This window comes from Flavobacterium sp. XGLA_31 (assembly GCF_051547105.1).
In the GTDB taxonomy this organism is placed as follows: Bacteria; Bacteroidota; Bacteroidia; order Flavobacteriales; family Flavobacteriaceae; genus Flavobacterium.
Map to the genome: position 1 here is coordinate 76086 of NZ_JBPTTM010000001.1, position 24454 is coordinate 100539.

The 24454-nt window shown below is 39.2% G+C and carries 22 protein-coding genes; 17 read left to right on the forward strand and 5 right to left on the reverse strand.

Translation table 11 applies throughout. The annotated features are described in order from the left end of the window. Position 1 precedes the first annotated feature (1 nt). From ACSVH6_RS00315 to ACSVH6_RS00325, 3 genes are all read left to right on the forward strand, one after another. Entirely contained in the window at positions 2 to 826 is an 825-nt protein-coding gene (locus ACSVH6_RS00315) for a thymidylate synthase (RefSeq protein ID WP_438074438.1), read from the forward strand. A gap of 84 nt (positions 827 to 910) precedes the next feature. Next, positions 911 to 2335 (forward strand): FAD/NAD(P)-binding protein, encoded by a 1425-nt coding sequence (locus ACSVH6_RS00320; RefSeq protein WP_438074440.1) that lies wholly within the window; start codon positions 911 to 913, stop codon positions 2333 to 2335. A gap of 10 nt (positions 2336 to 2345) precedes the next feature. Beyond that, positions 2346 to 3296, forward strand: coding sequence for a TonB family protein (locus ACSVH6_RS00325; RefSeq protein ID WP_438074441.1), 951 nt, complete (start codon positions 2346 to 2348; stop codon positions 3294 to 3296). A 50-nt stretch (positions 3297 to 3346) separates the two neighbouring features. Here the strand turns inward: ACSVH6_RS00325 and ACSVH6_RS00330 are convergent, their stop codons facing one another. Further along, a complete protein-coding gene (locus ACSVH6_RS00330; RefSeq protein WP_438074443.1) occupies positions 3347 to 3643 on the reverse strand; it encodes an isoamylase early set domain-containing protein in 297 nt (98 codons plus the stop codon). Between the two features lie 238 nt (positions 3644 to 3881). Between ACSVH6_RS00330 and ACSVH6_RS00335 the strand changes: the two genes are divergently transcribed. Further along, complete coding sequence (locus tag ACSVH6_RS00335; RefSeq protein ID WP_438074445.1) at positions 3882 to 4220, forward strand: 2TM domain-containing protein; 339 nt, start codon at positions 3882 to 3884, stop codon at positions 4218 to 4220. Then, entirely contained in the window at positions 4217 to 4699 is a 483-nt protein-coding gene (locus ACSVH6_RS00340; protein WP_438074447.1) for a dihydrofolate reductase, read from the forward strand. The genes ACSVH6_RS00335 and ACSVH6_RS00340 overlap by 4 nt, the downstream gene beginning before the upstream one ends. Before the next feature lie 53 nt (positions 4700 to 4752). Here ACSVH6_RS00340 and ACSVH6_RS00345 read toward each other — a convergent pair whose 3' ends face one another. Beyond that, positions 4753 to 4920, reverse strand: coding sequence for a hypothetical protein (locus ACSVH6_RS00345; RefSeq protein ID WP_438074448.1), 168 nt, complete (start codon positions 4918 to 4920; stop codon positions 4753 to 4755). A gap of 343 nt (positions 4921 to 5263) precedes the next feature. Between ACSVH6_RS00345 and ubiE the strand changes: the two genes are divergently transcribed. Both ubiE and ACSVH6_RS00355 read left to right on the forward strand, forming a co-directional pair. Next, positions 5264 to 5995 (forward strand): bifunctional demethylmenaquinone methyltransferase/2-methoxy-6-polyprenyl-1,4-benzoquinol methylase UbiE, encoded by a 732-nt coding sequence (gene ubiE, locus ACSVH6_RS00350; RefSeq protein WP_438074450.1) that lies wholly within the window; start codon positions 5264 to 5266, stop codon positions 5993 to 5995. Positions 5996 to 6018: 23 nt separating this feature from the next. Continuing rightward, on the forward strand, positions 6019 to 6720 hold the full coding sequence (locus ACSVH6_RS00355) for a porin family protein (protein WP_438074452.1): 702 nt from the start codon (positions 6019 to 6021) through the stop codon (positions 6718 to 6720). Between the two features lie 23 nt (positions 6721 to 6743). On the opposite strand, the gene ACSVH6_RS00360 is transcribed toward ACSVH6_RS00355, so the two are convergent. Further along, on the reverse strand, positions 6744 to 7469 hold the full coding sequence (locus ACSVH6_RS00360) for a TrmH family RNA methyltransferase (protein WP_438074454.1): 726 nt from the start codon (positions 7467 to 7469) through the stop codon (positions 6744 to 6746). Positions 7470 to 7506: 37 nt separating this feature from the next. Between ACSVH6_RS00360 and ACSVH6_RS00365 the strand changes: the two genes are divergently transcribed. The 3 genes from ACSVH6_RS00365 to accD all read left to right on the forward strand — a co-directional run bounded on the left by ACSVH6_RS00365 (position 7507) and on the right by accD (position 12096). Next, positions 7507 to 10050 carry a BamA/TamA family outer membrane protein gene (locus ACSVH6_RS00365; RefSeq protein WP_438074456.1) on the forward strand — a complete coding sequence of 848 codons (2544 nt, stop codon included), beginning with the start codon at positions 7507 to 7509 and terminating at the stop codon, positions 10048 to 10050. Positions 10051 to 10100: 50 nt separating this feature from the next. Next, on the forward strand, positions 10101 to 11168 hold the full coding sequence (fbaA, locus tag ACSVH6_RS00370) for a class II fructose-bisphosphate aldolase (RefSeq protein ID WP_438074458.1): 1068 nt from the start codon (positions 10101 to 10103) through the stop codon (positions 11166 to 11168). A 73-nt stretch (positions 11169 to 11241) separates the two neighbouring features. Further along, positions 11242 to 12096, forward strand: coding sequence for an acetyl-CoA carboxylase, carboxyltransferase subunit beta (gene accD, locus ACSVH6_RS00375; protein WP_438074460.1), 855 nt, complete (start codon positions 11242 to 11244; stop codon positions 12094 to 12096). A 332-nt stretch (positions 12097 to 12428) separates the two neighbouring features. Here the strand turns inward: accD and ACSVH6_RS00380 are convergent, their stop codons facing one another. Beyond that, positions 12429 to 13685: an ABC transporter permease gene (locus tag ACSVH6_RS00380; protein WP_438074462.1), complete on the reverse strand. Its 1257-nt coding sequence runs from the start codon at positions 13683 to 13685 to the stop codon at positions 12429 to 12431. Positions 13686 to 13871: 186 nt separating this feature from the next. Here ACSVH6_RS00380 and purH point away from each other — a divergent pair, with 186 nt between their 5' ends. The 6 genes from purH to rodA all read left to right on the forward strand — a co-directional run bounded on the left by purH (position 13872) and on the right by rodA (position 21090). Then, a complete protein-coding gene (gene purH, locus ACSVH6_RS00385; RefSeq protein ID WP_438074464.1) occupies positions 13872 to 15398 on the forward strand; it encodes a bifunctional phosphoribosylaminoimidazolecarboxamide formyltransferase/IMP cyclohydrolase in 1527 nt (508 codons plus the stop codon). Between the two features lie 57 nt (positions 15399 to 15455). Continuing rightward, positions 15456 to 16484, forward strand: a complete 1029-nt coding sequence (locus tag ACSVH6_RS00390; RefSeq protein WP_121312631.1) for a rod shape-determining protein — start codon at positions 15456 to 15458, stop codon at positions 16482 to 16484. Positions 16485 to 16557: 73 nt separating this feature from the next. Continuing rightward, positions 16558 to 17385, forward strand: a complete 828-nt coding sequence (gene mreC / locus ACSVH6_RS00395; protein WP_438074467.1) for a rod shape-determining protein MreC — start codon at positions 16558 to 16560, stop codon at positions 17383 to 17385. Then, positions 17378 to 17884, forward strand: coding sequence for a rod shape-determining protein MreD (locus ACSVH6_RS00400; RefSeq protein WP_438074469.1), 507 nt, complete (start codon positions 17378 to 17380; stop codon positions 17882 to 17884). The genes mreC and ACSVH6_RS00400 overlap by 8 nt, the downstream gene beginning before the upstream one ends. Continuing rightward, entirely contained in the window at positions 17881 to 19818 is a 1938-nt protein-coding gene (mrdA, locus tag ACSVH6_RS00405) for a penicillin-binding protein 2 (protein ID WP_438074471.1), read from the forward strand. The genes ACSVH6_RS00400 and mrdA overlap by 4 nt, the downstream gene beginning before the upstream one ends. A gap of 12 nt (positions 19819 to 19830) precedes the next feature. Beyond that, positions 19831 to 21090, forward strand: coding sequence for a rod shape-determining protein RodA (gene rodA, locus ACSVH6_RS00410; RefSeq protein ID WP_438074473.1), 1260 nt, complete (start codon positions 19831 to 19833; stop codon positions 21088 to 21090). Positions 21091 to 21193: 103 nt separating this feature from the next. Here the strand turns inward: rodA and ACSVH6_RS00415 are convergent, their stop codons facing one another. Next, positions 21194 to 23467 (reverse strand): carboxy terminal-processing peptidase, encoded by a 2274-nt coding sequence (locus ACSVH6_RS00415; protein WP_438074475.1) that lies wholly within the window; start codon positions 23465 to 23467, stop codon positions 21194 to 21196. 216 nt (positions 23468 to 23683) lie between these two features. Between ACSVH6_RS00415 and surE the strand changes: the two genes are divergently transcribed. Next, positions 23684 to 24454, forward strand: coding sequence for a 5'/3'-nucleotidase SurE (gene surE / locus ACSVH6_RS00420; RefSeq protein WP_438074477.1), 771 nt, complete (start codon positions 23684 to 23686; stop codon positions 24452 to 24454).

A 24454-nucleotide genomic window follows, 5' to 3' on the forward strand; every position in this document is an offset into this window, starting at 1 on the left:
TATGAAACAGTATCAGGATTTAATGCGACACGTTTTGGAAAACGGGTGTCAAAAAGGAGACCGAACCGGAACCGGAACCAAAAGCGTTTTTGGGTATCAAATGCGATTTGATTTGAGCGAAGGTTTCCCAATGGTAACTACCAAAAAGTTGCACCTGAAGTCGATAATCTATGAATTGTTATGGTTTTTGAAAGGCGACACCAACATCAATTACCTCAAAGAAAACGGAGTGAAAATTTGGGACGAATGGGCTGATGAAAACGGCGATTTGGGTCCGGTATACGGCCACCAATGGCGCAATTGGAACAGCGAAGAAATTGACCAAATCTCAGAGTTGATAGATACTTTAAAGAAAAACCCTAACAGCCGCCGTATGCTGGTTTCAGCATGGAATCCTTCTGTTTTGCCGGACACATCAAAATCATTTGCCGAAAATGTAGCCAACGGCAAAGCTGCCTTGCCGCCATGCCATGCTTTTTTCCAGTTTTATGTAGCCGACGGAAAACTGTCCTGTCAACTGTACCAAAGAAGCGCTGATATTTTTCTGGGAGTCCCGTTCAACATCGCTTCTTATGCTTTGTTAACCATGATGATAGCCCAAGTCTGTGAATTACAAGCAGGAGAATTCATTCACACTTTTGGTGATGCCCATATTTACAACAATCACTTTGAACAGGTAGAATTACAGTTGTCACGTGAACCAAGACCTTTGCCGCGAATGCTAATCAATCCTGAGGTGAAAAACATTTTTGACTTCCGATTTGAAGACTTTACTTTGGTAGATTATGACCCGCATCCCCACATCAAAGGTGCTGTAGCTATTTAAATTCTTTCCAAATTTTCTAAAAAAGGCGAACCCGAATTAGATGGTGAGGTTTTTTGTTTATTTTTATCACAAACAAACTTACTCATGAAAACTATCGGAATCATTGGTGCCGGTTTTTCAGGGACCATGACAGCGGTTCAACTTATTGAAAAATCAACTACTCCTTGTGAGATTATTGTAATCAACGAAAGAGAAACCCTCAACAAGGGTTTTGCCTACAACCCTTACTCAGACAAACATCTGCTGAATGTAATTGCCGGAAAGATGAGTGCTTTTCCCGACAATCAGGATCATTTCTTGGATTGGGTCATGGAAAGAGAGTCATTTAGCGACAAAGACAGAACACTGATTGCAAATTCCTTTCTGCCAAGAAAATTATATGGAGAATACTTGGTGTCTGTTTGGAATACCTATTTAAAAATCGCACAAACCAAAAACATAACCGTAACGGTAATTGACAGTTTCGTAGTAGATTTGGACCCTCGGGAAGAATCCGTACAACTTTGGCTGGACAATAATCAAATGTTAACTGTTGATGAATGCGTGATTGCGTCGGGGAACTTAGTTCCTAGAAATCCCCGAATTAAAAACCCGGACTTTTATCAGAGTCCAAACTATTTTCAAAATCCATGGAAAGCGGATTCCGTTCAAAATACAAATCCCGATTTACCGGTATTAATTGTCGGTAACGGATTAACCATGGTCGATACCGTTGTGGGGCTAATGGAACAAGGTTTTAAAAACGACATCTATTCTATATCGCCAAACGGATTCAATATTTTACCTCATCGACACAATGGATTAAAATACACCAAACTTATTGAAGAATTGAGAGAAGACATGAGTTTGTTTGACTTAGTAAAATTGGTTCACAAACACATCAAGGCCGTAAGAGAATATGGTGCGACTGCCGAACCGGTGATTGACTCATTGCGCCCATTCACACAAAACCTCTGGAAGCGTTTCTCAACAGAAGAAAAAAGCATATTCATGTCAAGATTACGACACTTATGGGGCGTTGCCCGTCATCGTATTCCGATTCATACACATGACAAACTACAACAGCTGCGAATTGATGGAAAACTGAAAATCAGCTCCGGAAGATTACTCAATTTCACCGAAGACCAGAATGTTATCACCGTAGAGTATTTTGACAAAAAAGAACATGTCGTCAAAACATTGAAAGTATCGCGAATCATCAATTGTACAGGGCCTGAAACCGATTTAATGAATGTAGAAAAAAGCTTTCTTAAAAACTGTTTACTCAAAGGAATTTTGACTCAGGACAGCCTAAAACTGGGAATTGTAACCAATACTGACACCTTTCAAATCATCAATGCTGAAGGGAAAACACATTCCCATTTGTTTACTATCGGAGGCAATTTAAAAGGAGAATTATGGGAAAGTACAGCTGTAAATGAACTAAGAAGACAAGCCGAAAACCTGGTAGGACAGCTATGTATCAAAGCACAACCGGAAACAGCAAAACAAGAAACCGGTACTACATAAATTACATCTAATGAAAATAAAAATACTGTTTCTCTTTATTCTTTTTTCAAATCAAATCACTGCCCAGGAGCCTACAGATAAAATATCCTATCTGGATTCCTTAGGCAATGTGGCTACTGAAGATAAATACTTCACCAAGAAAGTCGTAAAAGATTATAATTTGGAGAAACCGGCCTACAAATATCTTGAATATTACAGTAACGGAAATTTAAAATCTGAAAAAACACTAAGCGGAAAAGACGGTGGTTTTCCTATTGGCGAAGAAGTATTGTATTATGAAAACGGGAATAAAAAGGCCATTTTTTCATATGAGGAGCGAAAGCTAAAAGGACTTTCTAAGAAATGGCATGAAAACGGAAAACTAAAGGAAGAAGGCTTTTATGACAGTGAGAAATTGGGCACAGACAACTATTATAAGATAAGTAATTATTGGGATCAAAAAGGAAACCAGACAGTTATTGACGGAAATGGCAACTGCGAAACTTCAAATGAATCTTATACCGAAAACGGTGCCTATAAAAACGGTTATAAAGAAGGTGATTGGTATGGAAAAGGCACTAAAAAATCATTGGGGACCTATCATGAATCATATGAAAACGGACATTTTGTTTATGGTGTTTTAACCGATGAAACGGGAACTACCTTTAATTATAAAGTCCTAGAGAAAAAACCCGAGCCCAAAAAAGGACTAGCAGATTTTTATCAATATATTGGCAACCATTTTAGCTATACCAACAAGGCCATTCGGAATAAAATTAAAGGTAAATTGTATTTAAAATTTATTATTGACAAGGAAGGAAAAATTACTGAGGTGAGCATTATCAAAGGATTGGGATACGGGCTCGATGAAGAAGCCATACGAGTAGTGAGCAGTTATGAAAACTGGATTCCCGGTGAGCAAAAAGGAAGAAAAGTCAGATGCCAATATTCACTGCCAATTACAGTTAATGCCGAAAACTAAATAAAAAAATCCGCTCAAGAGCGGATTTTTATTTATAAATCATTCAAACATTACAGCGCCAGCACACTGTTTTCTGCTCCGGCAAAGTCGTTATAAGCATACCCGTCTGCTTCCGGATCATTCACATATGAACCGTCCACTAAGTACTTGAATTCAAACGAATGGTCTTTCGGCAAATCAAAAACAGCTTTAAAAGTTCCGTTTTTTAATTTTGACAATTCCCCTTCAGCCGGATTCCAATTGTTAAAATCCCCAACTACAGCAACTGCAGTTGCCTCCTTAGCCTCGATTGAAAAAGTAACTTTCACAACCGGTTTTGTTTTTATAACTTGTTTCTTAATAGCCATAACTAATTCATTTATAGATTACTGAAACAAAGTAACGTGATTTCTATATACATTTTACAGGCCTTTTCACTTTTAGGGAATTACTAAAAAGCTGGCCAATTTCAGTAAGCATTTACATTTTAACCCCCTTTAATTTTCACATCTGTAATCAAGAAAACGTTTTCTTACTGCATTATCTCAAAAGACGATTTCATCATTTTAAAAATAAATTTTACCTTTAAAGCACAAATTTCGTCTTATGGATAACAATCAACACGAATTATACGAGTATGCCCGCGACCGTATCAAACAAAAAAAGCGATTGTATTTTCACTTTATGGTGTTGCTTATCGGAAGTCTTTTTCTGTTTGTAACCAATAAATGGCTGTCTTTCTATCCTGACAGAACATGGTGGACATGGGCAGTTGCCATTTGGATTTTCCTTTTTTTACTGCATTTTATCAATGTCTTTATCTTCAGCAGCTTTATGAACAAACATTGGGAAAGGGCACAGATTGACAAACTAATGCTCCAACAAGCCAAAAAAATAGAACAATTGAAAAACAACATTGACAATTCAAACCCTACAGCGAAATGATTACACTAATAGCGGCTGTAGCTGAAAATAATGCCCTTGGCAAAGACAACCAACTTCTTTGGCATTTACCCGATGATTTTAAACGATTCAAAAATCTGACTTCAGGACATTATATTATTATGGGCCGAAAAACATTTGAGAGTTTTCCAAAACCCTTGCCCAACAGAACTCATATAATTATTACCCGTCAAAAAGATTATGCTCCTGACGGTTGTATCGTGGTCAATTCCTTAGAGAAAGCCCTAACCGCCTGTCCGAAAAACGAAGAATGTTTTGTTATCGGCGGCGGTGAAATTTACAATCAATCTATTGCCAAAGCAGATAAGGTCGACATCACACGCGTACATCACCATTTTGAAGCGGATACATTCTTTCCGGAAATTGATTTAAAAGTTTGGCAGCCCGTTTTTGAAGAATTTCATCCCAAAGACGAAAAGCATGCTTTTGATTTTACGTTTATAACCTACATCCGAAAATAAAAAAACACCCTAACGGGTGTTTTACAAAACCAAAATAAATAATGCATTACTCTTTAAGTTTCCAATAAAATTTGGCAACTTAGGATGAAGATGATCAGTACCAGGAATAATCCTGAAGCAATCATGATAACATTGGAAACTTTATGAGAATACATTTCATAAAACCCTTTAACGCCAAATACCACAAAAGTGCTAAAGGTGAAATATGTTAAAATTTCCAAAAAATTATTTAACCCAATAAATAAATGTAAATCAACTGCATTGCCCCCAATTAAGTTGATAGAATCCTTCAAAAGAAATAAAAGAACGAAAGTGACTATTATGGAAATCCCAATCCATTTTATTTCTGATATTACTATTCTTGCATTCATATTACTAATTGCTTTGGTTTTGATGTTACAAAGTTTGGCATTCTAAATGAGAAAAAAATCCCCAACAATGGGGATTTTTAACCAAAAAACGATGTATTTTTACTACAATTATGTTTTTCTTTTCTAAAAACAGTCATTTTAGTCCAGTTTCTTCTAATTAAAATATTGGTTTATATTTGTCGAAAAATAACCAATGCCTAAAAGTATTACACCCTATAAAAACTCTTCTCTGGGAAAGAAAGAACAAGTAACCCAGATGTTCGATACCATCTCAGGGAACTATGATGGATTGAATAGAGTAATTTCTATGGGAATCGATGTCAAATGGCGAAAAAAAGTAGTGGCGTTAGTAGCTGAAAAAAAACCGGAAACCATACTTGATATTGCTACCGGCACAGGTGATTTAGCCATATTGATGACTACTACTTCTGCTAAAAAAATTATTGGGCTGGATTTATCAGTAGGGATGCTGGAAGTTGGTAAGAAGAAAATCGAGACCAAAAATTTAAATGATAAAATTGAAATGGTGGTGGGTGACAGTGAGAACATTCCTTATCCTGACAATCATTTTGATGCCATTACAGTTTCCTTTGGCATTCGAAATTTTGAAACCTTGGAAAAAGGATTGGCAGAAATTTACAGGGTATTGAAACCCGGCGGGATTTTTGTGATTTTAGAAACTTCGGTCCCAACTAAGTTTCCTTATAAACAGGGTTATCATTTTTACACCAAATACATTTTACCTTTGGTTGGTAAACTTTTCTCTAAAGACAATAGCGCTTACGGCTACCTTTCAGAATCTGCTGCAAATTTCCCTTTTGGTGAAGCCTTAAACAATATTTTACAAAAAGTTTCGTTTATAGACTGTAAAGCCATGCCTCAGACTTTTGGAGTGGCTACCATTTACACCGCAACAAAAAAATAAAAACGGAATTGTTCAGACAAGCCATGAAAAAAATATTCATTCTAATACTCTTACTATCCTTTCAGGTGCGGGCTCAACTGGGCAAAAGCTTGTTTACCAAAGACCCGATTATCAATCTGGAGAATTTTGACAAACAACGAGTGTATTGGGGTTATTTTTTGGGATTCAGTACTTTTGATTACAAAACAGACTACAAAGTTTCCGGATACAACATTGATGTAAAGGGACACACCGGATTTAACGTAGGCTTGGTGGGCAGTTTACGTCTTCACGAATATGTTGAGTTACGCTTTGAACCGGGCTTATATTATGCCAGCCGAACGCTGACTTACTCGGGATTTACCAATGATAGAGATGCCATCAGAGAAGTAAAAGCTACCTACATAGACTTTCCGTTACTTTTGAAATTTTGCTCCCTAAGAACCGGGAATGTTCGCCCTTATCTGGTAGGTGGTGTTTCAACAACGTTGAATCTTTCCAGTAATTCAAAATCGGAAGATGACAATCTACAGCAAAAATTCAGAGTAAAGCCATGGACTCAGAACTATCAATTGGGCTTTGGTATTGATTTGTATTTTGAATATTTCAAATTCTCCCCTTCCATTCGAGGCGTTTTTGGATTTAAAGACGAATTGATTCGCGATGAAGACCCTAACAGCCCTTGGACCGGAGGCATACAGTCACTCAAGACACGTGCTGTTTTGATTAACTTTACCTTCCACTAACCTACCCTAACTGTTCGCTACATTTAGTTCCGCCTGAATTCACTCAGAAAAATAGCAGTGGCGGTGGCTACGTTTAAACTTTCTGTTTTTTGAATTTCACCAAAACGAGGAATCGCAATACGACGCGTGATGACCTTCTCTAAACCATGAGAAATTCCGTTGGCCTCATTGCCCAAAACCAAAATAGCCTCTGCCGGCAGTTTTTCATCATACACATTGGCCCCATCCATAAAAGTACCGAAAACGGGTAACTCACTCTGTTTTACAAAATCAACTAAATCCAGATAATTGACCTGCACACGGGTAATGGACCCCATGGTGGCCTGCACTACTTTCGGATTGTAAAGATCAACCGTTTCTCTGGAACATATTAGTTGGGTTACGCCAAACCAATCGCAAAGGCGAATAATCGTCCCCAGATTGCCCGGATCCCGGATGTCGTCCAAAGCGACGATCAAGCCCCGGTTACTGACCGGGACTTCTTGGGGAATTTTGAAAATAGCCAAACACGAGCTCGGGGAACTTAAAGCGGAAATTCGTTTCATATCCGCTTCTTTCAACATGGTTTTTTGGAAATCGGGAACTTGTTCAAACAGCGGTTCGGTAACGAATAAATGTTCCAGCACAATATTTGATAGTAACAATTCCTGTATTACTTTTACACCTTCAGCCAGGAACAATTGATGCTCTTGTCGGTATTTTTTATGCTGAAGACTGGTAATTAATTTTATTTGGTTTTTACTAACCATAAAATACTGTACTTTTGAATTAAATATTTCGCACCACTTGAAAAATAGTTTCACAAAAATATCATTATTTATTCTAACCGGGCTAATAATCTTTGGTTGTAACACCACAAAAAGAGTTCCCGACGGGAAAAAACTCTTAACCAAAAACGATATTTATGTTGACGAGAAAAAAAACAACCTTGAAGACGTTTACAATCAGTTGTACCAAAAGCAAAACTCTTCGATTTTAGGATACCACCTGCGATTGAATCTGTACAATCTGGCAAAACCCAAATCCGATTCGCTCTTCAAAGCTAAAATGATTAAGCATCCGAAACGCTATTATTGGAAAGCCAAATGGCTGTCTAAAAAACAAGTCAAACGCCTGGGCGAGTCATTCCTTTATTCGGGTTTTGATAATTTTCTGAGAAAAACAGGGGAAGCACCGGTTATTTTGGATACCGCAAGCACCAAAAAATCGTTGCGTCGTTTGAAATCTTACTATTTCAACAAAGGCTACTTTGATGTCACCACCGGCTATACCATAGACAGTATAGGTCCCAAAAAAATAAAACTGAAATACAACATTGCAAACGGAACCCCCTACGTCTTAGATACTTTGAGCTCTTCCATTTCGAGTCATCCGTTGGATTCTATTTACCAACTCAAGAAACCCAACTCCCTGATAAAATCGGGGCAGCAATTCAACAAGGCAAAGTTCGATGAAGAAAAAGCCCGAATCACAGAAGATTTCAGAAATAACGGAGCTTATCGTTTTCAGCAAAACTATGTAAATTACAATCTGGACACCATTGGGAAAACCCACAAGGTCAATATTCAATTGCTCATAGAAAACGAGTCTATACGAACAGAAGACAGCTTAATTTCAGCGCCTTTTGAGTTATATAAAATCAGTAAGGTAAATATATTTACCGACCACAATCCCAGTGAACCGAATGCTAAAATCACCGATAGTATCACCTACAAAGACTTTACTCTGTATGGGGTAAACAAGATTAAATACCGTCCTAAAGCTATCACTGATGGTGTTTTTGTAACCAAAGGCAATTACTATGCAGATTATAAAAATGCGCTCACTTCGAAATACCTGAGTAATCTGAAAGTATTCAACTACCCTTTAATTCAGTATGTTGAAGACAAAAACCAGCCCAACGGTTTGATTGCCAATATTTACCTGCCGCCGAGAAAAAAATACACTTTTGGTTCTTCTACCGATTTTTTACACTCCAACATTCAGGATTTCGGGATTTCAGGAAATGTACTGTTGGCCATCCGCAACGTATTTAATGGTGCCGAAACCTTTGACGTGGGTTTCCGCGGCAACATTGGCTCTTCCAAAGATTTGGCCAATCCCAACAATAATTTCTTTAATATTTCTGAAATCGGAGTCGATGCCAACCTGAATTTTCCAAGGTTGTTTTTGCCTTTCAAAACCGACAAAATCATCCCGAAAACGATGATTCCGTTTACCAAACTCAGCGTTGGGTATTCCAAACAGACCAACATCGGATTGGACAAACAAAACTTCACCTGTTCCTTAACCTACAACTGGACTCCCAAAAAAGGCAGGAATTTCAAGTTTGAACTGTTCAACATCCAGTTTGTTAAAAACCTGAACCCGGGCAATTATTACAACATCTATAAATCGTCCTACAACACCATTAATAACATTGCCCAAGGTTATCCGGTTAACCCGACCTATTTTGACACCAACGGAAATCTTATCATTGAAGACGGTGTTAACGGGTTTATAACTGATGTGGCCAATCAAACCACTCCGGTCAGTCTCACCGACGCGAAATCTATTTTGAGTATCGTGGAAAGAAAGACCCGACTCACCGAAAACAATCTGATTTTTGCTTCGAGTTTGTCCTATACCAAAACCTCCCAAAAAGATTTATTCGACAATGATTTTTACGCCATTAAAACCAAATTCGAATCGGCCGGGAACGTATTGTCGGCTTTTGCACGCGCCGCCAAACAGCTGAAAAATCAAAACGGAGCCAATACCATTTTTGATGTAGAGTTTTCACAATATGTCAAAGGCGAATTTGAATACATCAAACATTGGGATTTAAGACGTAAAAAAGTTTTGGCTGCCCGTGCCTTTTTCGGTATGGCTATTCCTTACGGAAACTCCACCAGTGTGCCGTTTTCCCGAAGTTATTTTGCAGGAGGATCCAATGACATCAGAGCCTGGCAGTCCTATAGTTTAGGTCCCGGCAGCAGCGGAAGTTTCCTGGATTTCAACGATGCCAATATGAAACTGACCCTCAGTACCGAATTGCGTTTTAATATTTTCCAAAAACTGAACGGAGCCCTATTTGCCGATGGCGGAAACATCTGGAACGTGCTCGACAATGTAACTACTGAAAACGCTGTGTTCAGCGGCATAAAATCGCTTGAAAACATGGCTTTGGGTACCGGCTTCGGGTTCCGATACGACTTTAGTTTCTTCATCCTTCGTCTGGATATGGGCTTCAAAACCTACAATCCGGCTATTATAGATAATGAGAAATGGTTCCGCGAAATGCGCTTTGACAAATCGGTCCTAAATATTGGAATAAATTATCCTTTCTAAAATCAGAAATTATTATTTTTGTACCCTCAACATAAAAACAACACAAGACAATGGCTCACAATATCAAACCAGGAGTAGCAACCGGAGACGAGGTTCAGGCAATTTTTGCTTATGCTAAAGAAAAAAGATTTGCACTTCCGGCCGTCAACGTAATTGGTTCAAGCACTATCAACGGGGTTTTGGAAACCGCGGCCAAACTCAATGCGCCCGTGATTATTCAATTCTCTAATGGAGGGGCTCAGTTTAATGCCGGAAAGGGACTTTCCAATGCCGGTGAAAAATCAGCCATTGCCGGAGCTGTTGCCGGAGCCAAGCACATCCATACTTTGGCCGAAGCTTATGGTGCTACGGTTATCCTGCATACGGACCATTGTGCTAAAAAATTGTTGCCTTGGATTGACGGTTTGCTTGATGCTTCTGAAAAACATTTTGCCGAAACCGGAAAACCGCTTTACTCTTCACACATGATTGATTTGTCTGAAGAGCCTATTGAAGAAAACATTGAAATTTGCAAAACTTATTTGGCTCGTATGAGTAAAATGGGAATGACTTTAGAAATAGAACTGGGTATTACCGGAGGAGAAGAAGACGGTGTTGACAACTCTGATGTAGACAGCTCAAAATTATACACCCAACCTTCTGAAGTAGCGTATGCCTATGAAGAGTTATCAAAAGTATCGCCTCGATTCACCATCGCCGCTTCTTTTGGAAATGTACACGGGGTATACAAACCGGGGAATGTGAAGCTGACTCCGAAAATTTTGAAAAACTCTCAGGAGTACGTGCAAAACAAATTCAATACCGGTCACAATCCGGTAGACTTCGTTTTCCATGGCGGTTCGGGTTCTACTTTGGAAGAAATCAGAGAAGCTATTTCATACGGTGTGATTAAAATGAATATTGACACCGACTTGCAATTTGCATTCACTGAAGGCATCCGCGACTACATCACCAACAATATCGAATACCTGAAAACACAAATCGGAAACCCTGAAGGGCCGGATGCTCCTAACAAAAAGCACTATGACCCAAGAAAATGGGTGCGTGAAGGAGAAATGACCTTCAACAAAAGATTAGAGCAGGCATTTGCTGATTTAAACAATGTAAACACATTATAAATTTCAAATTACAAATTGCGAATTACGGACTACACTCCTGATTCCTGATTTATACTATAATTCACAATTAACTATGGCTTGGTTTAAAAGAACAGAAAAAGGGATTACCACCGCAACCGAAGATAAAAAAGACGTACCAAAAGGACTTTGGTACAAGTCGCCTACCGGAAAAATTATTGATCAGGACGAATTGGCCCGCAACCTTTGGGTAAGCCCTGAGGATGATTTTCACGTGAGAATCGGAAGTAAAGAATACTTCGAAATCTTGTTTGACAACAATGAATTCAAAGAATTGGACGCCAATATGACTGCCAAAGACCCTTTACATTTTGTGGATACCAAAAAATACTCTGACCGTTTAAAAGACGCCATCGACAAAACCGGATTGAAAGATGCGGTACGAACCGGTGTGGGGAAATCCAAAGGAAAAGACTTGGTCGTTTGTTGTATGGACTTTGCTTTTATCGGCGGTTCTATGGGAGCTGTTGTGGGTGAAAAAATTGCCCGCGGGATTGATTATGCCATCAAAAACAAAACCCCTTTTGTCATGATTTCCAAAAGTGGTGGCGCACGTATGATGGAAGCCGCTTACTCCTTGATGCAGTTGGCGAAAACTTCGGCTAAGTTAGCCCAGTTGGCTGAAGCTAAAGTTCCGTACATCTCATTGTGTACTGACCCTACAACAGGAGGGACTACCGCTTCTTATGCCATGTTGGGCGACATCAATATTTCGGAGCCCGGAGCGTTAATCGGCTTTGCCGGACCACGTGTAGTGCGTGATACCACCGGAAAAGATTTACCGGAAGGATTCCAAACCGCAGAGTTTGTACTGGATCATGGTTTCCTTGATTTCATTGCTCACCGTAAAGAATTAAAGAACAAAATCAACTTATACATCGATTTGATTTTGAATCAGGAAATCCGATAGTCTGCTCTTTTCAAAAGAACATCAATATAAAGTAAAACACAAAGCTCTCGCTTTGTGTTTTTTTATTAGGATAAGAGGGTCATACGAACAAGAGCTTTTGTAAAAGTCGTAAGGACCGGTCTGACATTTTACCGCGGTAAATCAAACAAGTTACCGCGGTAAATTAGAGCAGTTACCGCGGTAACTTCACAAAGTCCTGCTGAAGAGTCCGGATGCTCCTCCGTTGGAATTGCAAACAACTTCCTGAGCCGCAAACAGAACCATGGGCGGCAATTATTAAAAAAGAGCTTATGCGTAGCAATACTTCCCCAAGAGATTGGGGTAGCCGGTAATTACATCCCGCTGCGAATGGCCTCTACCGGGTCTAAACGGGAAGCGGAAATAGCAGGAAGGATACCGGAAATGAGTCCCACAACGATAGACAAACCGGTACCGATGATGATGTTCCCCAAGCTGAGTACAAATTCAAATTCGAGGACATTGGTGAGTAACATGGCGAGCAACCAAACGATGACCAAACCGATTAGACCGCCTATCAAACAAAGGATAATAGCCTCAAAAAGAAACTGCAACAGGATGAAACGGTTTTTGGCGCCCAGTGATTTTTGAATTCCGATAAGGTTGGTGCGCTCTTTTACCGAAACAAACATAATGTTGGCAATACCGAAACCGCCCACCAAAAAGGAGAAACAACTGATGATAATTCCGCCGCCGCGAACACTGCCCAATAATTTGTCAATCATGTCCGTAAGACCGGAAAGAATATTGATAAAAAAATTGTCGATATCGCCCTGCTTCACCCCTCTGAAGTTGCGGAGCTTTTGAGCAATATCTCCTTTAAGAGCGGCTATATCCGTCCCTTTCTCAGGTTTTATGACAATAACAGGCAACACCTGCGGGTTATTATCGCCATAAATTCTTCGGAGGAAAGTCGACGGGAAAAAGGCAGAAGTATCATCCCCTCCCCCAATATCAATACCGGAATTTCCTTTTTTCTTGGTCACGCCAATCACCACAAAACGCTGTCCGTACATGCGAACGGTTTTGCCGATAGGGTCGACTTCATCAAATAAATTTTTAGCAATATCATAACCTAAGACCACCACTTGTTTCCCGGAATACGATTCCGACTCGTTGAAGAAACGTCCTTCCGAAAACTCCATACGCTGCACATCTACAAACTCTGAAGTAACGGCTACCATGTTCACATTGTCGGATGTTTTAGACTCATGGGTAATGGTTTGACTCGACGTAAAATACTGAAAACAGGAATTCTCCACATGACTCAACGAAGTCTTGAGATACTGGTATTCTTCAAAGGTGACATTGGGAAACTGTTCCCGCTTCCAACGCGGCACTTCGGTGGGTCCGAAGGATTGACTGGTTAAGTAGATGGTGTTTTTATCTAAGGTACTTAAGTCTTTTTGAATCTTTTGGTCGAGGGAATCTACCGCTGCCAACACCGCAATGATAGAAAAAATACCAATGGTTACACCCAAGAGAGAAAGCATCGTCCGCAATTTGTTGTTGCGCAGGGCATTCATGGCAAAAGCAAAACTTTCTTTCAGCAGTCTTAAGTAGAGTAGCATGCAGGTTGATTTATGGTGTGGTTAATTTTCCATAAAAATAATGAAAAACACCACTATTTTACAGATTGTTTTATTGGTGTCAGAAAATAAAATATTGTTACACTACTTGCTTGAATTTTGGATTCAAAAAAACTACTTTTGTGGCCTTAAAACTAACTACCGAACGGTAGACAAAACACACACAACATGACAACTACAAAAACAATTCAATCGGCGTTGATTTCTGTCTTTTCCAAAGACGGTTTGGAGCCAATTGTTCGCCAACTGCACGAACAAAACGTTACTATCTACTCTACCGGTGGTACTGAGGAATTCATCAACAACTTGGGAATTCCGGTGGTTCCGGTGGAAGAAATCACGTCATTTCCTGAAATTCTCGGCGGAAGGGTAAAAACATTACACCCGAAAATTTTCGGTGGCATCTTAAACCGTCAGGACAATTCGTCCGATGTGGCCCAAATGAAGGAATTCGACATTCCTCAGATTGACTTGGTGATTGTTGATTTGTATCCGTTTGAAAAAACAGTGGCTTCAGGAGCGAGTGAAGCAGACATTATCGAAAAAATTGACATAGGCGGAATTTCTCTAATCAGAGCGGCCGCAAAAAATTTCAAGGACACCGTCATAGTGGCTTCGGTAAATGAATATGCGCTTTTGTTGGACTTGATTACAACACAAAACGGCGCTACCACATTGGAACAAAGAAAAATGATGGCCGCCAAAGCCTTTCATGTATCCTCCAATTATGACACCGCCATCTTTAACTATTTCAACACTGACGAAACCATTTTCAAAGTTAGCACGGATAAAGGGCAAGTGTTGCGCTACGGCGAAAACCCGCACCAAAAAGGCTTCTTCTTTGGGGAGTTTGAACAAATGTTTACCAAATTACACGGCAAAGAGCTGTCCTACAACAACCTGTTAGACGTGGACGCTGCGGTGAATTTGATTTTGGAATTCAAAAACAACGCACCCACATTTGCCATCTTAAAGCACAACAACGCGTGCGGATTGGCCACCAGAAACACCATGAAAGAGGCGTACTTGGCCGCTTTGGCCGGTGATCCTACCTCAGCTTTTGGAGGGGTTTTAATTGCTAACGGCACCATTGACACCGCCACAGCAACCGAAATCAACAGCTTGTTCTGTGAAGTGGTGATTGCGCCAAGCTTTGACGAAGAGGCCATCGCCATCCTGTCGGAAAAGAAAAACAGAATTATTTTAGTACAGCACGATGTGCCACTTCCGAACCGTCAGGTAAGAACCTGTTTGAATGGTTTGTTGGTTCAGGACAGAAACACTGTTACCGACGCCAAATCGAATTTAAAAGTGGTAACCAACACCGCTCCAACCGAACAGGAAATCGAAGATTTATTATTTGCATCAAAAATTTGTAAAAATACCAAATCAAATACAATTGTATTTGCAAAAAACAGTACATTAGTGGCATCAGGAACAGGACAAACCTCACGTGTGGATGCTTTGAAACAAGCTATTGAAAAAGCCCACACTTTTGGCTTTGACTTGCATGGTGCGGTAATGGCCAGCGATGCATTTTTCCCGTTTCCGGATTGCGTTGAGATTGCTCACAACGCAGGTATTACGGCAGTTATACAGCCGGGAGGCTCAATTAAAGATGAGTTGAGCATTAATTTTTGCAACGAAAATAAAGTTGCTATGGTATTTACAGGCACGCGTCATTTCAAACATTAATTTGTTTAACTTTGTGCGTTAAAAAAAATATATAAACGTTAAACCCTAAATAAACCTATGGGATTTTTTGATTTCATGACCGAGGATATTGCAATTGACCTTGGTACAGCCAACACTCTGATAATTCATAATGATAAAGTTGTCATTGACAGTCCGTCGATTGTAGCCCGGGACCGAATATCAGGAAAAATCATCGCCGTTGGAAAAGAAGCCAACATGATGCAAGGTAAGACCCATGAAAACATCAAAACCATACGTCCGTTGAAAGACGGGGTTATTGCCGACTTTGATGCTTCTGAGAAAATGATCAGCATGTTCATCAAAAGCATACCGGCTTTAAAGAAAAAAATGTTTACGCCGGCATTGCGAATGGTCGTTTGTATTCCTTCTGGAATTACTGAAGTGGAGATGCGCGCCGTAAAAGAAAGTTGTGAACGCGTAAACGGAAAAGAAGTTTACTTAATCCACGAACCGATGGCTGCTGCTATTGGTATTGGTATCGATATTATGCAACCTAAAGGAAACATGATTGTAGATATCGGAGGAGGAACTACTGAAATTGCGGTTATCGCTTTGGGCGGTATTGTATGTGACAAGTCGGTAAAAATTGCCGGTGACGTATTCACCAACGATATCGTGTACTACATGAGAACCCAACACAATTTATTTGTGGGAGAAAGTACTGCAGAGAAAATCAAAATTACTATCGGAGCCGCTACTGATGACTTGGAAACTCCGCCGGATGATATGTCGGTACAAGGTCGTGACTTGTTGACCGGAAAACCAAAACAAGTAGAGGTGTCCTACCGGGAAATCGCCAAAGCGTTGGATAAATCCATTCAACGTATTGAGGATGCCATCATGGAAACCTTATCACAAACGCCACCGGAATTAGCAGCGGATATCTACAATACCGGTATCTATCTTGCAGGAGGAGGTTCGATGTTGAGAGGTTTGGACAAACGTATTTCTCAAAAAACCGACTTACCGGTTTACATCGCTGAAGACCCTCTTAGAGCGGTAGTACGCGGAACTGGAATGGCACTTAAAAATATTCCGAAATTCAGAAGTATTTTAATTAAATAATTAGACGCCAAGACTTTTTATTTTTTATCTTTATTTCGACGGATATTTACAACAATCATTATACAGTTTAAAAATGCAGCAAATTTTTAATTTTATACTAAAAAACAGTAATCGCTTACTGTTTTTGCTGCTTTTACTGATATCGTTCCTGCTGACCATTCAGGCCCATTCCTATCACAGAAGTAAAATCATCAGTTCGGCCAATTTCTTTACCGGCGGCATCTACGAGAGGATTAACAACATCAATGAATATTTTGGTTTAAAAGCTCAGAACGAAGAATTGGCCAAAGAAAATGCCCGTTTGAAATCGTTGTTATTCAACTTAAAAGACACCACAAAACTCCCTGAAATTGACAGCATCAAAGGCGTTAAGAAGACGGATATTATTGTCTCAAAAGTGATTCACAACTCCTATAGCATTCATGAAAACTACTTGACTATCAACAGCGGAGAGGCTTCGGGAATCAAGCCCAACATGGGGGTAATCAACAGTGCCGGTATTATTGGTATTGTTGACAAGACTTCAAAAAATTATGCTACAGTTATCAGCATTCTAAATGTAAACTCAAAAATTAATGCCAAAATCAAAAAGTCTAATCACTTTGGCTCCTTGGTTTGGAACGGTAAAAGCACCGGATTTGTGCAATTGATTGACGTACCACGTTTGGCCGGAGTACGCAAAGGGGATACAATTGTCACCGGTGGTGAATCTATCATCTTTCCGGAAAATATCGGTATCGGTACGATTGACAAGGTATACATTGACAATGTGACGAACTATTACACCTTGGATATCAAATTGTTTAACGATATGACCAATTTAGGCCACGTATACATCATCAAGAACAAAGACGCTGAAGAAATTTCAAATTTAGAAAATAAGGATAAGAAAGATGAATAGTGCCTTGCTTGGAAATAGTGCCCGATTCATGCTGTTGCTTGCTGCACAGGTTTTGATCTTCAACCGAATTGACCTTTTCGGGTTTATCAATCCGTTTCCCTATGTGTTATTCATCATTTTGTATCCGGTAAACGGAAACAAAACCGGATTGTTGGCAGCCAGCTTTCTTCTGGGCATTTTAATGGACATGTTTTGGAATTCGGGAGGTGTTCACGCCGCTGCTTGTGTGGTATTGGCCTATTACCGTCCTGCCATATTCAAGTTCTCTTTCGGTTTGAGTTATGAATACCAAACGGTTAAGCTGAACGATGTTTTAACGCCCGAACGTTTTTCTTTTATCCTGATTTCGGTAGTGATTCATCACTTTGTCCTGTTTATTTTAGAGGTATTCAAAATCAGTTTCCTTTGGGATATTTTGATTCGAACCCTATTAAGTACACTCTTTACCATCATTACTTGTATAATTATCATTTACATCATTAAGCCCAGTAAACGATGAGAAAAGTTTTGTTGCCTACAATCATTTTCATTGCTACAATTTTATTGGTAATTCGTCTTTTTTATCTTCAGGTAATTGACGACACCCTGAAATTGAAGTCCGACAACAATGCAATAAAAATTAAATACGATTACCCGGAAAGAGGTTATATCTATGACCGAAACGGAAAGCTTTTGGTGGCAAATCAACCTTCGTATGACATCATGGTGATTCCTAAAGACGTCAAAGATTTAGATACTACCGAATTTTGTGCGTTGTTAAAAATCACCAAAGAAGACTTCCTGACCAAAATGGCCAAAGCCAAAGTATACAGTCCGCGTTTGCCATCAGTATTCTTAGCGCAGCTCAACAAAAAAGAATACGCCGCATTTCAGGAAGTACAACGCAATTTCACCGGGTTTTATATTCAAAAGCGTGCTTTGCGGGATTATCAGGTGGCCTATGGGGCTAATGTTTTTGGTTTCATCACTCAGGTTAACGATAAAATCATCGAAAAAAACAAGTACTACAACAGCGGTGATTTGATTGGAAAACAGGGAGTAGAAGAAAGTTATGAAGATATTTTACGCGGAATCAAAGGGGTAAAATACATTCAAAAAGACAAATACAACAGGGAAATCGGGTCTTACAAAGAGGGTAAGTTTGATACTATTGCGGTTCAGGGAAAAGACATCACCTTATCTATTGACGGCGATCTTCAAAAATACGGTGAAGAATTGATGGTCAACAAACGAGGTGGAATCGTTGCTATCGAACCCAAGACAGGCGAGATTTTGGCTTTGGTTACAGCGCCTTCGTATGACCCTGCGATATTAGTGGGAAGACAACGTTCAAAAAACTATACCATGTTGTATCATGACTCTATTGCAAAACCATTATACGACAGAGGACTTTTGGCGCAATACCCACCCGGGTCACCTTTTAAAATACTCACCGGATTAATTGCTTTGCAGGAAAATGCCATAGACGAAAACACCACTGTAGTTTGTAATCACGGCTTCAGTTATGCCCCAGGGCGGTTTATGCGTTGTCACTGTCACGGTGGTGTAATGCAATTGCACCGCGGGATTTATGAATCGTGTAATACCTTTTTCTCTACTTCGTACATGCGCACTTTGGATAAGTTTTCGGATGCTTCTGTTGGAGTGGATGTGTGGAGTAAACACTTGAAGACTTTTGGACTCGGTCAGTTTATGGGGTATGATTTACCCACAGGAAGAAAAGGAAACATCCCAACCTCCAAAACGTATAACAAAGTATACAAAGGTTGGAGATGGAGTAGTAAAACCATTGTTTCAAACGCCATTGGTCAGGGTGAAGTTTTGATGACACCAATGCAATTGGCGAATATGATGGCCACAGTAGCCAATAGAGGATATTATTATACACCTCACATTGTACGAAAAATAAAAGGCAAACCCATCGATAAAAAATTCACCACCAAACACACGGCAACCATTGACAGAAAACATTTTGAAACCATGATTAGTGGTTTATTTGATGTGTATAACTTTGGAACTGCTCACGGATTAAATGTGGAAGGAATTGACATTTGTGGTAAAACAGGAACCGCCGAGAACTTTGCAAAAGTTGACGGCAAACGAGTTCAGTTAAAAGACCACTCCATTTTTGTCGCTTTTGCTCCTAAAGACGACCCGAAAATAGCTATCGCTATTCTTGTAGAAAACGGAGGATTCGGAGCGACCATCGCGGGTCCGATTGCGAGTTTGATGATTGAAAAATATGTGAAACGAAAAATTACGCGCAAGGATTTAGAAACACGTATCCTGGCCAAGGATTTACAACCGGAATACAACCGTTTTATTGCGAAGCCAATAAAAGATACATTAATCAACACCAAAGTAGCCGAACCGGAAAAAGTTACAATCAAGGATACCAGCAGTGTTAAAAAGAGTACAGCTCCAAAACCATAATTTCTGTACAGGATGAAAAATCAAAGTGTAACCAATAATTTAGACTGGATAAGTGTCGCCATCTATATTACCCTAGTAATATTAGGTTGGCTCAACATTTATTCCTCTTCCCTGTCTTCAATTCCTGAAGAGACATCGATTTTTGATTTCACACAGATTTACGGAAAGCAATTTATGTTTATCATTCTTTCTGTTCCTTTAATATTTGTCGTATTATCGGTTGATGGAAAATTTTATGAAAAGTTCTCCAGTGTGATATACGTCATTGGATTACTTTCCTTAGCCGGACTTTTTGTTTTTGGTAAAACGATTAAAGGACAGGCCAACTGGTATTCATTCGGCTCCTTCGGATTGCAGCCTTCAGAGTTCGTGAAGGCCTCCACAGCTCTGGCATTAGCCAAATACCTGAGTGATGTACAAGTGAATTTAAAAGATACCAATAGGCAAATTCAGGCGCTTGGAATTCTTGGATTACCTATTTTATTAATTATACCGCATGACCCCGGGAGTGCCTTAATTTACAGTGTTTTTATCTTAGTCTTATACCGAGAAGGACTGCCGTCTTGGTATGTTTGGACTGGGTTTATTGCTTTAGTGCTCTTTGTTTTAGCGCTGATCATAAAGCCTTTAGTCCTGACGGGTATTGCCTTGGCAGTGATTATTTTTATTTACTACAGAAGTCGGATCATCAATCGAAACTGGATTTTAAGTGCCATCATTTTTGTTCTTATTGGTGGGTTTGTGTTTTCGGTAGATTATGTTTTTGAAAATGTTTTCAAACAGCATCATCGGGATCGTTTCAATATCTTATTGGGAAAAGAAGTTGACATGAAAGGAATTGGATACAACACCAATCAGTCTGAAATCGCTATTGGTTCCGGAGGCTGGTTTGGCAAAGGGTATCTCGAAGGCACCCAAACTAAAGGTGGATTCGTTCCGGAACAACATACCGATTATATATTTACCACCGTTGGTGAAGAATGGGGATTCGTGGGCTCTTTATTTGTTATTGCACTTTTCCTTTGTCTCATCATGCGGATTATCTATTTAGCCGAGCGACAAAAGACCAAGTTCAGTAGGGTTTACGGCTATTGTGTGGCCAGTATTTTATTCATTCACTTCTTTGTAAATATTGCCATGGTGGCCGGTATTTTTCCGACTATCGGTGTGCCGTTACCGTTTTTCTCTTACGGAGGCTCTGGGCTTTGGGGCTTTACCATTTTGTTGTTTATCTTCTTGAAAATGGATGCTAACAAAGTGAATGAGTGGTAATTTTAAGTTATTACCGAGAAAATCCATCTGAACAATTACTTTTAAAGTATGACATAAAAAAAGCCACCTTAACAGGTGGCTTTTTTGTTCAGTATCAATGTGATTATGATTTAACCAATTTATCTTTTTTTACTTTGCTGGTCAATCCTTTATTATTTTCTGATTGCAAATCATTTAGAATGTGGATGGCTTCTTCTATGTAAATATCTTTGGCCAAACTTTCATGCCAACGATCCCTTTTTTCTTTGAGCACTGGATCTTTTTTGGTTGCATCGACTTCATAAGGCAAAGAATTGAATACAAATGAATTTTTATAATCTGCTAACGATTTGTATTTTTTACTTTTATCTTCTAATGCTTTTTGCTCCGCTTTGAACTTATCAATATTAAGACTGTACACATTTTCTTTGTTGCGCTCGTCTAACCACTTCGCATTTTCATCAATCAATTTCATTTGTGCGTTTGCTGCCATTCTCTCACGGCTTTTGGCAATAGCCAAATCAAAATTGTTTTGTTTGTTCCAAATGTGATAATCCGCCGGATCAATTTTGTCCCATGGCATAGCATTGTCAATATCTCTTTCGCCCATTTTCAAATAAGAATAACGGTCTGGGATTGCAATATCACTTTTCACGCCTTCCAATTGTGTTGAGCCACCATTAATTCGGTAGAATTTTTGTGTAGTGGTTTTTAAGGCTCCTAAATCACCGTACGTACTTCCTCGAACAAACTGATTTAAATCAATCACATTTTGTACGGTTCCTTTACCATACGATTGTTTACTACCAATAATGACTCCGCGTTTGTAATCTTGAATTGCAGCCGCCAAAATTTCGGAAGCCGAAGCAGAAAACTCATTAATCATAACCACCAGCGGTCCGTCCCATTGTACTTTAGGATCTTTATCATAAAGCACTTCTTTTTTACCGGCTGCTGATTTGATTTGTACAATCGGGCCTTGATCAATAAACAACCCGGCAATATCAACCACCGTTTTCAAAGAGCCGCCTCCGTTATCACGCACATCCATCACGATTCCCTGAACACCGGCTGCTTTCAATCTTTCTACTTCCTGTGCAACATCTTTCCCGGCATCACGGCTATTTTGATCTTCAAAATCAATGTAGAATTTAGGCAAATAAATCACACCGTATTTGAAACCATCTTTTTCAACTATGCTCGATTTCACATAGGTCTCTTCAATTTCCACTTCATCACGAACAATCGTAATTACTTTGATGGTTCCGTCTTGTTTCTTAACTGTCAAACGTACTTCAGTACCTTTAGGTCCTTTTATTTTTTTAACCACATCATCCAAACGCATCCCAACGACATCAACCGGTTCTGCATCTTTTTGAGCTACTTTCAAAATAACATCTCCTGATTCTAATTGTTTTCCTCTCCAAGCCGGCCCACCTGAAATCAATTCTGAAATTTCAGTAAAATCACCTTTCTTTTGTAGACGAGCTCCTATCCCTTCCAACTTTCCGCTCATGCTCACATCAAATTTTTCTTTTTCGCTTGGTCCAAAATAAGAGGTATGTGGGTCAAAACGGGAAGCGATTGCATTTACGTAAATCGAAAACCAATCTTCGCGGTCTAAATCTTTGATAAAACTGAAGTTATCATTCAAAGAGCTCAATGTTGCTTCTCGAGTTTCTTTTTCTAACTGTTCGTAAGTTTTTGGCTTCTCATTCTTCTTTTTAGCATCATCTTCACGAAATTTTTTCTCCATCTCAGGAGTTATCTCTTCGCTGGAATCTTTACGATAATCCGCTAACTTTTCTTCTATGGTTTTCTTGGCATCTTTGGCTAAATCTTCTTGTAGCTTTTGCTTTTCTACTAATGAAGACAAGGCAGACAATTTTACTTGCAGGCGCCATCTTTCCTTCAACTCTGCTGTGCTTTTGGCAAACGGCATTTTTTCGTAATCGGTATTGAACGACTCGTCTTTTTTATAATCAAACGGAGTAGCTAAAGCCTCTTTATAATAGCTTTTGCTTTCTTCCATACGTTGCATTAAACGATTATAAGTCAAATCAAAGAACGTTAAATCTTTATTTTTGATTTGATCATCCAATTGTGTTTCATATTTGACAAACTCATCAATATCCGATTGCAGAAAGAAACGTTTGGAAGGATCCAAAGCATTCAAATAGTCTTTGTAAACCCCTTTGGAGAATGTATCATCAATAGCAGCCGGATTGTAATGTCCTTTTTCTATGACAAAAGTCAACAACTCTAAAAGTAATTTATCCTTTTCAGGATCCTTTGAGGCACCTTGTTTAGGCATAAAACTCCACAGCCCTACTGATAAAGCTATAATTACCAGCAGTATTTTATAATTTCTTTTCATAAATTGAATTATAACATTCATTAATTAGTTTTGGTCTAAAGTAAACAAAAAACCATGCCAAGTTTTATTGAGGGAGATAATTTTTTGTTAAAAACATAATGGATATTGTTTTTACAACACCTGAAGCATCAAAGTTATAAAAAATGTATCTTTATAAAACTTTAAAAAAAGTTAATTTTGCAAACGGTAATTAGACATAAAAACCTTCAAACTGTTACTTAATTCGTAAAAAAATCAATGACTTCCAAACCTACTATTTTAGTTACTAATGACGATGGCATCAATGCTCCCGGTATTCGTGCATTAATTTCCGTAATGGCCGAAATTGGCAATGTCATTGTGGTAGCTCCTGACAGCCCTCAAAGCGCTATGGGACACGCTATTACCATTAACAGCACGCTTTATTTAAACAAAGTTTCCGCCGAAAATGCAGTCATTACCGAATATGCCTGTTCCGGGACTCCGGTAGACTGTGTCAAGTTGGCAGTTAACGAAATCCTGAAAAAGAAACCGGATTTATGCGTATCTGGTGTGAATCACGGATCAAATTCCTCTATTAACGTCATCTATTCCGGTACCATGAGTGCTGCGGTTGAAGCGGGTATAGAAGGAATTCCGGCCATTGGTTTTTCTTTGTTAGACTACGCATGGAGCGCTGATTTTGAAAGTATAAAACCATTTATTAAAAAAATAGCTCTGGAAGTTCTTTCTAAAAAATTACCCGAAAGCACAATCTTAAACGTCAATTTCCCTAAGCTCAAACAAGACGAAATTAAAGGTATTAAAGTTTGTCGCCAAGCAAAAGCCATTTGGACGGAAAGATTCGACAAGCGTCAAACCCCTTTCGGCAAAGACTATTATTGGTTAACCGGAGAATTTGTCAACCAAGATAAAGGAGAAGACACCGACGAATGGGCTTTGGCCAATGGCTACATTTCAATTGTTCCCGTTCAGTTTGATTTGACAGCGCATCATGCCATTCAATACTTAAACACTTGGGATTTTTGA

Excerpts from the sequence above, each read along its gene's own strand:
- ACSVH6_RS00315 (WP_438074438.1), top strand. The coding sequence starts at position 2 with ATGAAACAGTATCAGGATTTAATGCGACACGTTTTGGAAAACGGGTGT.
- ACSVH6_RS00320 (WP_438074440.1), top strand. The coding sequence starts at position 911 with ATGAAAACTATCGGAATCATTGGTGCCGGTTTTTCAGGGACCATGACA.
- ACSVH6_RS00325 (WP_438074441.1), top strand. The coding sequence starts at position 2,346 with ATGAAAATAAAAATACTGTTTCTCTTTATTCTTTTTTCAAATCAAATC.
- ACSVH6_RS00330 (WP_438074443.1), bottom strand. The coding sequence starts at position 3,643 with ATGGCTATTAAGAAACAAGTTATAAAAACAAAACCGGTTGTGAAAGTT.
- ACSVH6_RS00335 (WP_438074445.1), top strand. The coding sequence starts at position 3,882 with ATGGATAACAATCAACACGAATTATACGAGTATGCCCGCGACCGTATC.
- ACSVH6_RS00340 (WP_438074447.1), top strand. The coding sequence starts at position 4,217 with ATGATTACACTAATAGCGGCTGTAGCTGAAAATAATGCCCTTGGCAAA.
- ubiE (WP_438074450.1), top strand. The coding sequence starts at position 5,264 with ATGCCTAAAAGTATTACACCCTATAAAAACTCTTCTCTGGGAAAGAAA.
- ACSVH6_RS00355 (WP_438074452.1), top strand. The coding sequence starts at position 6,019 with ATGAAAAAAATATTCATTCTAATACTCTTACTATCCTTTCAGGTGCGG.
- ACSVH6_RS00360 (WP_438074454.1), bottom strand. The coding sequence starts at position 7,469 with ATGGTTAGTAAAAACCAAATAAAATTAATTACCAGTCTTCAGCATAAA.
- fbaA (WP_438074458.1), top strand. The coding sequence starts at position 10,101 with ATGGCTCACAATATCAAACCAGGAGTAGCAACCGGAGACGAGGTTCAG.
- accD (WP_438074460.1), top strand. The coding sequence starts at position 11,242 with ATGGCTTGGTTTAAAAGAACAGAAAAAGGGATTACCACCGCAACCGAA.
- ACSVH6_RS00380 (WP_438074462.1), bottom strand. The coding sequence starts at position 13,685 with ATGCTACTCTACTTAAGACTGCTGAAAGAAAGTTTTGCTTTTGCCATG.
- purH (WP_438074464.1), top strand. The coding sequence starts at position 13,872 with ATGACAACTACAAAAACAATTCAATCGGCGTTGATTTCTGTCTTTTCC.
- ACSVH6_RS00390 (WP_121312631.1), top strand. The coding sequence starts at position 15,456 with ATGGGATTTTTTGATTTCATGACCGAGGATATTGCAATTGACCTTGGT.
- mreC (WP_438074467.1), top strand. The coding sequence starts at position 16,558 with ATGCAGCAAATTTTTAATTTTATACTAAAAAACAGTAATCGCTTACTG.
- ACSVH6_RS00400 (WP_438074469.1), top strand. The coding sequence starts at position 17,378 with ATGAATAGTGCCTTGCTTGGAAATAGTGCCCGATTCATGCTGTTGCTT.
- mrdA (WP_438074471.1), top strand. The coding sequence starts at position 17,881 with ATGAGAAAAGTTTTGTTGCCTACAATCATTTTCATTGCTACAATTTTA.
- rodA (WP_438074473.1), top strand. The coding sequence starts at position 19,831 with ATGAAAAATCAAAGTGTAACCAATAATTTAGACTGGATAAGTGTCGCC.
- ACSVH6_RS00415 (WP_438074475.1), bottom strand. The coding sequence starts at position 23,467 with ATGAATGTTATAATTCAATTTATGAAAAGAAATTATAAAATACTGCTG.
- surE (WP_438074477.1), top strand. The coding sequence starts at position 23,684 with ATGACTTCCAAACCTACTATTTTAGTTACTAATGACGATGGCATCAAT.